Source organism: Pseudomonas sp. SWRI22 (assembly GCF_014268395.2).
GTDB classification, from domain to species: Bacteria; Pseudomonadota; Gammaproteobacteria; order Pseudomonadales; family Pseudomonadaceae; genus Aquipseudomonas; species Aquipseudomonas paracarnis.
The window spans coordinates 603,104-615,770 of record NZ_JABWQK020000003.1 but is presented as its reverse complement, the minus strand read 5'-3'; the positions used below and the strand labels follow the sequence as shown (position 1 = coordinate 615,770).

Below are 12,667 nucleotides of genomic sequence, written 5' to 3'. Positions count from 1 at the left end.
GGCCGGTCGCATGAACTCCAGAGGTGCGTCAGGTGGATATCTAACTCACCCTAAGCCGCCGCTATTCAGTTCAAACGAAACGTCAGCGTTACTCTGCTTTCAGGCCGTCGGCCGATACAGCTTTAACGCCTTTGATTTTCTTGGTGATCGCTACAGCCGTTTCTTTCTGCGAAGCGGTCACAGCGGTAGGCGACGACAGGGATACAACACCTTTGTTGGTTTCAACCTTGATGTCGGTGCCAGGAATGCCTTTTTCAGTTACCAGGTCAGCCTTCACTTTGGTAGTGATCCAGGTATCGCTGGTGGTCTCTTTAGCGTCGTGGGCAGCGCCTTTGGTTTTGTCGATGCCGTCAGCTTTGGTAGCACCGCCAGCCAGCAGGCCGTCAGCAGAAACCGCAGTCACACCTTTGATTTTCTTGGTGATGGCTACAGCAGTGGCTTTCTGCGAATCCGAGATAGCGACGTCGGAGGACAGGGAAACCACACCTTTGTTGGTCTCAACCTTGATGTCCGAACCTGGAATGCCTTTTTCGGTCAGCAGGTCAGCTTTGACTTTAGTGGTGATCCAAGTATCCGAAACGCTTTCCTTAGCCTTGGTCGCTTCACCCGCCGCCAAAGTCATAGGGGCTTGGGAAGTCTGAGCAAAGGCTACGTTAGCACCCATGGCCAGGGTCAGAGCGGTAGCAGTAGCGAGAGCGAACTTCTTCATACGAGTAACTCCTGTTTTATTAAAAGTCTGCAGGCGTAAACCTTCATGCTGCAGCGCTACCAGGGATATTGCAGACAGTGTGCCAACTGGCTGAACAGATTAAATCCCTTATTAAACAATGACTTATGAAAAACTTAAATTTTCGAAATCGTGCAACTTGCATGAAGCTCATCGTGCCTGCATGCAAGTTGCGGCTTTTGGGCGGCGCTAAACAGCTGATTCTGCTTCATTTTCTCGCGCCCATAAAAAAAGGACTCCGAGGAGTCCTTTTTTCAGCGTGAAGCCTGCGGGTGATTAAACGCCCGAAGCCTTGGCTGCTGCTACGTCCTTGATGGACAGCTTGATACGGCCGCGGTTGTCCACGTCCAGTACCAGCACTTCCACTTCCTGGCCTTCTTTCAGAATGTCGGTCACTTTCTCAACGCGAGCATCGCTCAGCATGGAGATGTGAACCAGACCGTCTTTGCCCGGGAGGATGTTGACGAACGCGCCGAAGTCGACGATGCGCTCAACCTTGCCGACGTAGATCTTGCCGATCTCGGCCTCAGCAGTGATACCCAGTACGCGCTGGCGTGCTGCTTCAGCCGCTTCCTTGGTTTCGCCGAAGATCTTGATCGAACCGTCGTCTTCGATGTCGATCGAAGCCTTGGTTTCTTCACAGATCGCACGGATGGTCGCGCCGCCTTTACCGATGACATCACGGATTTTGTCGGTGTCGATTTTCATCGCGATCATGGTCGGAGCATTTTCCGACAGTTCGGTGCGGGACTGACCAATGATCTGGTTCATCTGGCCGAGGATGTTCAGGCGCGCTTCCAGGGCTTGGCCCAGGGCGATTTCCATGATCTCTTCGGTGATGCCCTTGATCTTGATGTCCATCTGCAGCGCGGTCACACCTTTGGCGGTACCGGCCACTTTGAAGTCCATGTCGCCCAGGTGGTCTTCGTCACCCAGGATGTCGGTCAGGATGGCGAACTTCTCGCCTTCTTTAACCAGGCCCATGGCGATACCGGCAACCGGCGCCTTCATTGGCACACCGGCGTCCATCAGAGCCAGGGAAGCACCGCAGACCGAAGCCATGGAGCTGGAACCGTTGGACTCGGTGATTTCCGATACGACACGGATGGTGTACGGGAACACGTCAGCGGCAGGCAGCATGGCCTGAACCGAACGACGGGCCAGACGGCCGTGACCGATTTCGCGACGACCTGCACCGCCCATACGACCACACTCGCCCACCGAGAACGGAGGGAAGTTGTAGTGCAGCATGAAGGGGTCTTTTTTCTCGCCTTCCAGGGTGTCCAGCAGTTGTGCGTCGCGGGCAGTACCCAGGGTCGCAACGACCAGGGCCTGGGTTTCGCCACGGGTGAACAGCGCCGAACCGTGGGTCTTCGGCAGAACGCCGACTTCGATGTTCAGCGGACGCACGGTGCGGGTGTCGCGACCGTCGATACGTGGCTTGCCATTAACGATGTTTTCGCGAACGGTGCGGTATTCGATCTCACCGAAAGCAGCTTTGACTTCGCTGGAGGAAGGCTGGCCTTCTTCGCCGGACAGCTTGGCGACGACCTGGTCCTTCAGCTCACCCAGGCGAGCATAACGGTCGGCCTTGACGGTGATGGTGTAGGCGTCGGAGATGGCAGCGCCGAACTCGGAGCGGATAGCGCCCAGCAGTTCGGTGGCTTCCGGGGCAGCAGCCCAGGACCAGGTCGGCTTGGCAGCTTCGGCGGCCAATTCTTTAACCGCGTTGATCACAACCTGGAACTCGTCGTGAGCAAACAGTACGGCACCCAGCATCTGGTCTTCGGTCAGCTCTTTGGCTTCCGACTCAACCATCAATACGGCTTCGGACGTACCGGCAACGACCATGTCCAGGCTCGAGGCTTTCTGTTGCTCGTAAGTCGGGTTCAGCAGGTAGCCGGTGCTTTCGTGGAACGCAACGCGGGCAGCGCCGATCGGGCCATCGAAAGGAATACCGGAGATGGCCAGGGCAGCCGAGGTACCGATCATCGCAGCGATGTCCGGATCGGTCTTCTTGCTGGTGGAAACGACGGTGCAGACAACCTGCACTTCGTTCATGAAGCCTTCTGGGAACAGCGGACGGATCGGACGGTCGATCAGTCGGGAAGTCAGGGTTTCTTTTTCGGAAGGACGGCCTTCGCGCTTGAAGAAACCGCCAGGGATCTTACCGGCAGCGTAAGTCTTTTCCTGGTAGTGAACGGACAGAGGGAAGAAGCCCTTGCTCGGGTCAGCGGTCTTGGCGCCAACAACGGTCACCAATACGGTCACGTCGTCGTCAACGGTAACCAGCACTGCGCCGGAGGCTTGACGGGCGATACGGCCTGTCTCGAGGGTAACGGTCGACTGACCGAACTGGAATTTTTTGATAACCGGGTTCACGGTGTCCTACCTTCTTTGTGGCTCTTGGGGGAACTTGTCTTCTTGCGAAATTCTTGGGCAATGCCGGGAATCGGCCCGACGCTCGTCCAGGGTAAAACGTGTATCCAGATAAAACTTGAGGCTGGGAGCCTACCACGGGCCAACGGGAATCCCGATGACACGCGGCAGACAACCAACCTCTAGCGCAATCGCTTATTAGCGACGCAGACCCAGGCGACCGATCAGAGTCTGATAACGACCCAGATCCTTGCCTTTCAGGTAGTCCAGCAGCTTACGGCGCTGGTTTACCATGCGGATCAGACCACGACGGGAGTGGTGGTCTTTACCGTTGGCCTTGAAGTGACCTTGCAGTTTGTTGATGTTGTGGGTCAGCAGTGCAACTTGCACTTCTGGCGAACCAGTGTCACCAACAGCTTGCTGATAGTCAGCTACGATTTGTGCTTTTTCTTGAACGTCGAGAGCCATGAGGCAATCCTTTTTTCAGGAAACCACCCAAAGGGCAGTTTCAACAGGCCAGGGACAAATCCCTGTATCTAAAAATGAGTGTTGACCATGCCTGTTAACAGCCACACTCGTTCGGTCATTCTGACCGAATCAGCCGACGCGGCGCGATGCGCCCGTCTTCGCTCACTTCACCGATACCGATAAAGCGACCGTTATGATCCTGTACTCGCACCATGCCGAACTTCGGGGCATCCGGGGCGCGTACCGGCTGGCCGTTGAGCCAGTAGAACGCGCTGTGCTCCGAAAAGTGCAGCAATGGCCAATCGAGCAAACCGCTGTCCGATGGCATGAGGAAGCGATCAACCGCTTCATTGCCGCCCTCGGCGTGTACCGCTTCCAACTCTTCCAGCGTGACCGTCTGGGCCAGGCTGAAAGGCCCGGCCTGTGTGCGTCGCAGTTCTGCAACGTACGCGCCGCAACCGAGCCTTTCACCAATATCTTCCACCAGGGTACGAATATAGGTGCCTTTGCTGCAGTCCACGGCCAAACGGGCAGTGTCGCCTTCACAAGCGAGCAATTCCAAGCGCGTAATAGTAACAGAACGCGGTTCGCGCTCCACTACTTCACCCGCACGTGCCAGCTTGTAAAGTGGCTGGCCATCGCGCTTGAGTGCCGAGTACATCGGCGGTATCTGACTGATTTGCCCACGAAAAGCGGGTAAGGCAGCTTCGATATCCGCACGACCAACGGTCACGTCGCGAACCTGCAAAACATCACCTTCGGCATCTGCCGTGGTGGTGGTCTTGCCCAGTTGCATCAGGGTTTCGTAACCCTTGTCGGAATCAAGCAGGTATTGCGAAAACTTGGTGGCCTCGCCAAAGCACAACGGCAATACACCGGTGGCCAATGGATCAAGGCTGCCCGTATGCCCGGCCTTCTCGGCATTGAGCAGCCAGCGCACCTTCTGCAACGCGGCATTGGAGGTAAAGCCAATGGGTTTGTCGAGCAGAATGATGCCACTGACGTTGCGACGGATACGTTTGACCTGAGCCACCGCTTACTCCTTGGCGTCTTCAGGTGTGGACGGATGCTGGCTGTCTTCAGCCACGGCGCGTTCGATCAGTGCCGACAGGTGCGCGCCACGCACGACGCTTTCGTCGTAATGGAAGTGCAGCTGTGGAACGCTGCGCAGCTTCATTTCACGGGCCAACTGCATACGCAGGAAACCTGCGGCGGAGTTGAGCACCTTGATGCTTTGCGCGATTTCTTCGCTGTTGTCCTGCCCCATCACAGTGATGAAGATCTTGGCGTGACCCACGTCACGGCTCACTTCAACAGCGGTAATGGTGACCAGGCCAACGCGTGGGTCTTTGACTTCGCGGCGGATCAGTTGGGCCAGCTCACGCTGCATCTGATCGCCGATACGCTGGGTACGGCTGTATTCTTTTGCCATGTCTTGTTACCTGTTACTGCCACACGGTGAAACCCGTGGGGTCTGAAAGCGGCAAACGCCCGGCCTGACAAAAGCCAGACCGGGCGTTGCGTTTAGAGTCCTGACGCTACGCGGGGCATCTGCATGCCCACACGCTGCGCGGCTCCTGAAGTGCGCGAGTTAGAGGCTGCGAGCAACCTGAACCTTCTCGAAGACTTCGATCTTGTCGCCAACCTTGACGTCGTTGTAGCTCTTGACGCCGATACCGCATTCCATGCCGGCACGTACTTCGGCAGCGTCATCCTTGAAGCGGCGCAGGGATTCCAGCTCGCCTTCGAAGATAACGATGTCTTCACGCAGTACACGGATTGGACGGTTACGGTACACAGTGCCTTCAACCACCATGCAGCCGGCGATCGCACCGAATTTCGGCGAGCGGAACACGTCACGCACCTCGGCGATACCCAGGATGTTCTCCCGGACGTCGCTGCCAAGCATACCGGTAAGGGCTTTCTTGACGTCTTCGATGATGTCGTAGATGACGTTGTAGTAACGCATGTCCAGGCCTTCCTGCTCGACGATCTTGCGAGCGCCAGCATCGGCACGCACGTTGAAGCCGAACAGTACAGCGTTGGAAGCCAGTGCCAGGTTGGCGTCGGATTCGGTGATACCACCGACACCGCCACCGACAACGCGCACTTGCACTTCGTCGTTACCCAGGCCGTTCAAGGCGCCGTTCAACGCTTCGAGGGAACCACGAACGTCAGACTTGAGGACGATGTTAAGCGTCTTCTTCTCTTCCTGGCCCATGTTCTCGAAGATGTTTTCCAGCTTGCCGGCGTGAGCACGGGCCAGCTTGACCTCGCGGAACTTGCCTTGACGGAACAGAGCCACTTCACGTGCTTTCTTCTCATCAGCCACTACGCTCATCTCGTCGCCAGCGTCCGGCGTACCGTCCAGGCCGAGAATCTCGACTGGGATAGCAGGACCTGCTTCCTTGATTGGCTTGCCGTTCTCGTCGAGCATGGCACGTACACGGCCGTAGTTCGAACCGACCAGTACCATGTCGCCTTGGCGCAGGGTACCGTCTTGGACCAGCACGGTGGCAACCGGGCCACGGCCCTTGTCGAGACGGGACTCAACCACGACGCCACGGCCAGGAGCCGATGGAGTAGCGGTCAGTTCCAGGACTTCGGCTTGCAACAGGACCGCTTCGAGCAGTTCGTCAACGCCGGTACCCATTTTCGCCGAGACCGATACGAATGGCGTCTCGCCACCCCATTCCTCGGACGTCACGCCGTGAACCGACAGTTCGCTACGGATGCGATCGAGATCGGCGCCCGGCTTGTCGATTTTGTTCACGGCAACGACCAGAGGAACACCGGCAGCCTTGGCGTGCTGGACAGCTTCAATGGTCTGCGGCATTACGCCGTCGTCCGCTGCAACCACCAGGATCACGATGTCGGTCGCCTTGGCACCACGGGCACGCATTGCGGTAAACGCGGCGTGACCTGGGGTGTCGAGGAAGGTGACCATGCCGCGCTCGGTTTCAACGTGGTATGCACCGATGTGCTGGGTAATACCACCGGCTTCGCCTGCGGCAACCTTGGCACGACGGATGTAGTCGAGCAGGGAAGTCTTACCGTGGTCAACGTGGCCCATTACGGTCACGACCGGCGCACGGGAAACCGCTTCACCTTCAAACTTCAGGGACTCGGCCAGGGAATCTTCCAGAGCGGTGTCGCTGACCAGGGTCACTTTGTGGCCCAGCTCTTCAGCAACCAACTGGGCAGTTTCCTGGTCCAGTACCTGGTTGATGGTGGCTGGAGTGCCCAGCTTGAACATGAACTTGATGATTTCAGCAGCCTTGACCGACATCTGCTGGGCCAGATCGCCCACAGTGATGGTCTCGCCGATCTTCACTTCACGCACGACAGGGCCGGTTGGGCTCTGGAAACCGTGGGCGTTGCGCTTCTTCAGCTTGGCCTTGCCGCGACCACCACGACGGAAGCCATCGCTTTCTTCGTCGGTGGTACGTGGGGCAACGCGTGGCGCAGGCGCTTTCTCTTTGACCGAGGCGCGGTGCGGAGCGTTTTTACGCTCGCCATCGCCACCACCACCGCGACGATTGTTGTCGTCAGCACGTGGTTTGTCCGGACGACGAGGCTCGTCGCGCTTGCGGGCGTCTGCTGCAGGAGCAGGTGCGGCGGCAGCCGGGGCAGCCTCACGCACAGCTTCAACAGGGGCGGCGACCGCGTCAGTGGCAGCAGGTTGCGCAGCAGCAGGCTGGCGACGCGCTTCTTCTTCGGCGCGACGCTTGGCTTCTTCTTCAGCCTTCTGACGTGCAGCATTTTCTACTGCGCGACGTTCTTCCAGCTCGCGTTTGCGCTCGGCTTCGATTTCTTCCGGGCTGCGCTGTACGAAGACTTTCTTCTTGCGTACTTCAACGCTGATGCTCTTGCTACCTGCAACCCGCAGGGTGCTGGTGGTTTTGCGCTGCAATGTAATCTTGCGCGGTTCTTCCACTTTCGCCTTGTGGCTGCTCTTCAAGTGAGTCAGCAAAGACTGCTTCTCACTATCGCTCACACCTTCATCGGCGGCGGTGTGCGGCAGACCTGCCTCACGCATCTGCTGCAACAGGCGCTCTACCGGTGTTTTGACCTCATCGGCCAGTTGTTTCACCGTGACTTGCGTCATGCACTTCTCTCCTCAGGCCGCGCCTAATTACTCGAACCAATGGGCTCGGGCGGCCATGATCAACTTGCCGGCACGATCTTCGTCAATGCCGTCGATGTCGAGCAGATCGTCAATAGACTGCTCGGCCAGGTCTTCGCGGGTAATTACGCCGCGCACCGCCAGTTCCATCGCCAAATCCTTGTCCATACCCTCAAGCGAGAGCAGGTCTTCGGCCGGATGGGCGTCTGCCAGCTTTTCCTCAGTAGCGATGGCTTTAGTCAACAAACGATCCTTGGCCCGAGCGCGGAGCTCGTTGACGATATCCTCGTCAAAGCCGTCGATGTTGAGCATTTCTTCCAACGGTACGTAGGCAATCTCTTCCAGGCTGGTGAAGCCTTCATCTACCAGCACCTGTGCCAGTTCTTCATCGACTTCCAACTCTTCGATGAAGTTGCGCAGGATGTCACCGGTTTCAGCTTGCTGCTTAGCCTGGATGTCCGATTCGGTCATCACGTTCAGGGTCCAGCCGGTCAGTTGGCTGGCCAGACGCACGTTCTGACCACCACGACCAATGGCCTGAGCCAGATTGTCTGCGCCAACGGCGATGTCCATTGCATGGGCATCTTCGTCAACGATAATTGCCGCCACTTCAGCTGGCGACATGGCGTTGATCACGAACTGCGCCGGGTTATCGTCCCACAGGACGATGTCCACACGCTCACCGCCCAATTCGCCCGACACTGCCTGGACGCGCGAACCGCGCATCCCGATACAAGCGCCTTGCGGGTCGATGCGTTTGTCCTTGGAGCGGACCGCGATCTTGGCACGCGAACCCGGGTCACGGGACGCAGCCATCACTTCGATCAGGCCTTCGGCGATTTCCGGCACTTCGATACGGAACAGCTCGATCAGCATTTCCGGCGCGGTACGCGACAGGATCAACTGCGGGCCGCGGTTCTCGGTGCGGATTTCCTTGAGCAGCGCACGCAGACGCACGCCGACACGGAAGGTTTCGCGAGAGATGATGTCTTCGCGGGCCAGCAACGCTTCGGCGTTGTTGCCCAGGTCGACGATCACGTTGTCGCGGGTAACTTTTTTCACGGTGCCAGAGATGATTTCACCCAGGCGTTCGCGATAGGCGTCAACGACTTGAGCGCGCTCGGCTTCGCGAACCTTCTGCACAATGACCTGCTTGGCGGTCTGTGCAGCAATACGGCCGAATTCGATCGACTCGATCTTTTCTTCGACAACATCGCCAACCTGAGCGCCCGGATGCGTTTGCGCAACCTTGCTTGGCCAGGTTTCGATGGCCGGATCATCAAGATCGTCCTCTTCGACCACCGTCCAGCGACGGAAAGTCTCATAGGCACCGGTGTGGCGGTTGATTTCCACACGCAGATCTACTTCGTCTTCAAAACGTTTCTTGGTAGCAGTGGCCAGGGCCAGCTCCAACGCTTCAAAAATCACGCTTGCCGGTACACCCTTTTCATTGGATACCGACTCAACAACCAGCAGTACTTCTTTGCTCATCGTACGCCTCGCCTTTCGCAAGCCATTGGATCCGCGGGATCCGCGTCTCAGTCAAAACTGGGAATAATGTTGGCCTTGTCGATCATATCGATCGGCAACAGGAACTCGTGGTCTTCTACCTGCACCACGACATCCTGCTCTTCTACACCGCGCAGAAGGCCCTGAAAGTTGCGTCGCCCTTCAAAGGGGGAGCGCAGCTTGATCTTCACTTGTTCACCGGCATATTTAGCAAACTGCTCGATAGTGAACAGTGGGCGTTCCATGCCTGGCGAGGAAACTTCAAGGGTGTATTCAACGGAGATTGGATCTTCAACATCCAGCACACCGCTGATCTGACGGCTGACAATGGCACAATCGTCCACCAGCACGCCGCCCTCTTTATCGATATAAACGCGCAACATTGAGTGGCGACCTTGAGCCGAAAACTCAATACCCCAGCATTCATAGCCTAGGGCCACGACCACCGGGGCCAACAAGGCCTGCAACTCTTCTAGCTTGCTCGACACCTGAACCCCCTCGTGCATGTATGTGCATGCTGTGCAAAATAAAAAAATGGGCGAAACGCCCATCCTTGAAACGCCGTCGAACAGCGGCGTTGAAAGTGTCCAGCTAACAAAAAGCCCCTTAAAAGGGGCTCCGCTAAAACTGGTTGCGGGGGCCGGATTTGAACCGACGACCTTCGGGTTATGAGCCCGACGAGCTACCAGACTGCTCCACCCCGCGACAAAGCTGGGGCGGAAGTATACGACCGATCCCTTACAGGGTCAATGTAACCTTCCACCTACAAGAAAGCCCGCAACAGCGGGCTCTCCTGATAATTGGTACCGAGAAGGGGACTCGAACCCCTACACCCTATGGGCACAACCACCTCAAGGTTGCGTGTCTACCAATTCCACCACCTCGGCAATACAGCGTTTACAACCCTTCTTACTTCTGCTCTTGAGCTGGAGGTACGTCAGTCGCTGGAGTAGCCGACTTTTGCTCTTGAAGCACCGGGACATCATCAGAAGCCGGTTTTGCTTTTGGAACTTCCAACACTGCCGGGTTTGGCAAACCTACTTGAGTCAGCACATGAGCTTTCTCTTTAGCAAAGTAACCTAACCCTAAGCTGGTTATGAAGAAACCTGCGGCAAGTATAGCAGTAAACTTACTAAGAAAGGTAGAGGAACCTTGGCTTCCGAACACAGTATTTGAAGCACCTGCACCGAAAGACGCACCAGCATCCGCACCTTTACCCTGTTGCAACAAAACCAGAGCAACTACGCTCAGGGCAGCCAACAGATGAAAAACGACTACGACTGTTTCCAGCATTTTTTCAGTTTCCCGCGGCGCGACAGATCGCACCGAACTCATCTGCATTCAGGGAAGCTCCACCAATGAGCCCCCCATCGATATCCGGCATGCCGAACAGTTCGACCGCATTGGCCGCCTTCACGCTGCCGCCGTATAGAAGCCGCACACCTTGTGCGACTTCAGAATTCTCTGCCGCCAACTGCGCGCGGATGGCTGCGTGCACATCCTGCGCCTGTTGCGGTGTAGCAGTCAGCCCGGTGCCAATGGCCCAGACCGGCTCGTAAGCAATAACTGCCTTTGCAAATGCACCAACACCCAGCTCCTCGATGATGCTGCCCAGCTGACGCGAGACAACTTCAAGAGTCTTGCCCGATTCGCGCTGCTCAAGGGTCTCCCCTATGCACAACACCGGAATCAAGCCACAAGCCTGTGCTGCGGCGAACTTGCGGTTGAGCGTCCCATCCCGCTCGCCCATCATCTGGCGACGCTCGGAGTGCCCGACAAGCACATAGGAACAACCCGCATCAACCAGCTGACTCGGCGAAATCTCGCCGGTCAACGCACCTTGCATCGGCTCTACCGCAGAGTTCTGCGCGCCGACCTGAATCGACTTGCCCTTCAAGCCATCAACCACTTGGTTGATATGCAAGCAAGGCGGGAACACCGCGACGTCAACACCGCTAGGCAAGGCCAAGTGACGAAGGCCGTTGATCAGCTCAGCGACACTGGCGCGGGTACCGTGCATCTTCCAGTTACCAGCTACCATAGTGCGACGCATGCTGTACCCCGTCGGTCAAAGTGGGCGCAGATGTTACCCAACCACATCATCACTGGCAAGCCGAATTCAGGCGCAAACTTCAGTTACCAGTTTTGCCAGGTCTTCGGCATGGCCGCGAACCTGTGTTTCGTCCTCGCCTTCGACCATCACACGCACCAGCGGCTCTGTGCCGGACTTGCGCAGCAACACACGCCCGCGCCCCGCCATTGCCTGGGTCACGCGCTCGCAAGCCTCTTTGACAGCAGGGTGCTCGATGGGGTTTTCGCCACCGGCAAAACGCACATTGAGCAGCACTTGCGGGCACTTGCGCAGGGCTTGACGCGCCTGGGCCAGGCTCTCCTCGCGGCGACGCAGGGCCAACAGCACCTGTAGCGCGGCGATGATCGCGTCACCCGTGGTGGTGTGCTGGAAGCAGACCACGTGCCCGGAGTTCTCGCCGCCGACCAACCAGTTACGCTCCAGCAGCTCGGCGATAACGTAGCGGTCACCGACATTGGCGCGAATAAAGGGAATCCCCAGTTCTGCCAACGCCAATTCCAGCCCGAGATTACTCATCAGAGTGCCGACCACGCCACCTTGCAGCTTGTTACGCTCATGCAGGTCACGGGCAATGATGAACAACAGGTCATCACCATCCACGATCGTGCCAGTGTGATCCACCATCAGCACGCGGTCGCCATCGCCATCAAAAGCGATGCCCAGGTCCGCATGCTCAGCCAGCACAGCAGCCTGCAGTTGCTCCATGTGGGTGGAACCGCAGTTGTCGTTGATGTTCAAGCCGTTGGGCTGAGCCGACAGCACGGTAACCTGTGCGCCCAGTTCCTTGAAGACGCTCGGCGCCACCTTGTAGGTCGCCCCATGGGCGCAATCGACAACAATCTTCAAGCCTGCAAAATTGGTGCTGCTCGGGACGCTGCTTTTACAGAATTCGATATAGCGGCCTGACGCGTCGTTAATGCGCGACACCTTGCCCAGCTTGCTGGACTCGACCACCGTCATCGGCGCATCCAGCAGCTCTTCGATCATCAACTCGATCTCGTCAGGCAGCTTGGTGCCCTGCCCCGAGAAAAACTTGATGCCATTGTCATCATGAGGATTGTGGGAGGCGCTGATCACAATACCGGCTTCAGCGTGGAAGGTACGCGTCAGGTAAGCGATTGCCGGCGTGGGCATAGGCCCCAACAGCATCACATCGGCCCCGGCGGCGGACAATCCGGCCTCCAGCGCAGACTCAAACATGTAGCCCGAAATACGGGTGTCCTTGCCCACCAGGATGCGACACGCGCCCATGCTGCGGAACGCCATGCCTGCCGCCCAACCCAGCTTGAGCATGAAATCACGGGTGATCGGGAATTCGCCGACCCGACCACGAATGCCGTCGGTGCCAAAATATTTTTTAGTCATA

Annotated in this window: 11 protein-coding genes and 2 tRNA genes; all 13 read right to left on the bottom strand. The window is 57.5% G+C overall.

What is annotated here, in order from left to right:
- Positions 1-88: 88 nt before the first annotated feature.
- The 13 genes from HU730_RS25855 to glmM all read right to left on the bottom strand — a co-directional run bounded on the left by HU730_RS25855 (position 89) and on the right by glmM (position 12,666).
- The gene (locus HU730_RS25855) at positions 89-709 is read right to left on the bottom strand and encodes a BON domain-containing protein (RefSeq protein ID WP_034127006.1); all 621 of its coding nucleotides are present in this window, start codon (positions 707-709) and stop codon (positions 89-91) included.
- Between the two features lie 294 nt (positions 710-1,003).
- Complete coding sequence (pnp, locus tag HU730_RS25850; protein ID WP_105228510.1) at positions 1,004-3,109, bottom strand: polyribonucleotide nucleotidyltransferase; 2,106 nt, start codon at positions 3,107-3,109, stop codon at positions 1,004-1,006.
- A gap of 195 nt (positions 3,110-3,304) precedes the next feature.
- The gene (rpsO, locus tag HU730_RS25845) at positions 3,305-3,574 is read right to left on the bottom strand and encodes a 30S ribosomal protein S15 (protein ID WP_003177875.1); all 270 of its coding nucleotides are present in this window, start codon (positions 3,572-3,574) and stop codon (positions 3,305-3,307) included.
- A 115-nt stretch (positions 3,575-3,689) separates the two neighbouring features.
- On the bottom strand, positions 3,690-4,607 hold the full coding sequence (truB, locus tag HU730_RS25840; protein ID WP_186527610.1) for a tRNA pseudouridine(55) synthase TruB: 918 nt from the start codon (positions 4,605-4,607) through the stop codon (positions 3,690-3,692).
- A 3-nt stretch (positions 4,608-4,610) separates the two neighbouring features.
- Positions 4,611-5,006: a 30S ribosome-binding factor RbfA gene (rbfA, locus tag HU730_RS25835; RefSeq protein ID WP_003176137.1), complete on the bottom strand. Its 396-nt coding sequence runs from the start codon at positions 5,004-5,006 to the stop codon at positions 4,611-4,613.
- Between the two features lie 159 nt (positions 5,007-5,165).
- Positions 5,166-7,682, bottom strand: a complete 2,517-nt coding sequence (infB, locus tag HU730_RS25830; protein WP_003194185.1) for a translation initiation factor IF-2 — start codon at positions 7,680-7,682, stop codon at positions 5,166-5,168.
- A gap of 27 nt (positions 7,683-7,709) precedes the next feature.
- Positions 7,710-9,191 (bottom strand): transcription termination factor NusA, encoded by a 1,482-nt coding sequence (gene nusA, locus HU730_RS25825; RefSeq protein WP_003194187.1) that lies wholly within the window; start codon positions 9,189-9,191, stop codon positions 7,710-7,712.
- A gap of 47 nt (positions 9,192-9,238) precedes the next feature.
- The gene (rimP, locus tag HU730_RS25820) at positions 9,239-9,697 is read right to left on the bottom strand and encodes a ribosome maturation factor RimP (protein ID WP_032873230.1); all 459 of its coding nucleotides are present in this window, start codon (positions 9,695-9,697) and stop codon (positions 9,239-9,241) included.
- A 140-nt stretch (positions 9,698-9,837) separates the two neighbouring features.
- Positions 9,838-9,914: transfer RNA gene (locus tag HU730_RS25815), tRNA-Met, on the bottom strand.
- A 96-nt stretch (positions 9,915-10,010) separates the two neighbouring features.
- Positions 10,011-10,096 (bottom strand) — tRNA-Leu (locus HU730_RS25810).
- Between the two features lie 22 nt (positions 10,097-10,118).
- Positions 10,119-10,502 carry a preprotein translocase subunit SecG gene (gene secG, locus HU730_RS25805; RefSeq protein WP_003194191.1) on the bottom strand — a complete coding sequence of 128 codons (384 nt, stop codon included), beginning with the start codon at positions 10,500-10,502 and terminating at the stop codon, positions 10,119-10,121.
- A gap of 4 nt (positions 10,503-10,506) precedes the next feature.
- A complete protein-coding gene (gene tpiA / locus HU730_RS25800) occupies positions 10,507-11,262 on the bottom strand; it encodes a triose-phosphate isomerase (RefSeq protein ID WP_003194193.1) in 756 nt (251 codons plus the stop codon).
- 66 nt (positions 11,263-11,328) lie between these two features.
- Positions 11,329-12,666, bottom strand: coding sequence for a phosphoglucosamine mutase (gene glmM / locus HU730_RS25795; protein ID WP_186527609.1), 1,338 nt, complete (start codon positions 12,664-12,666; stop codon positions 11,329-11,331).
- Position 12,667: the final 1 nt, after the last annotated feature.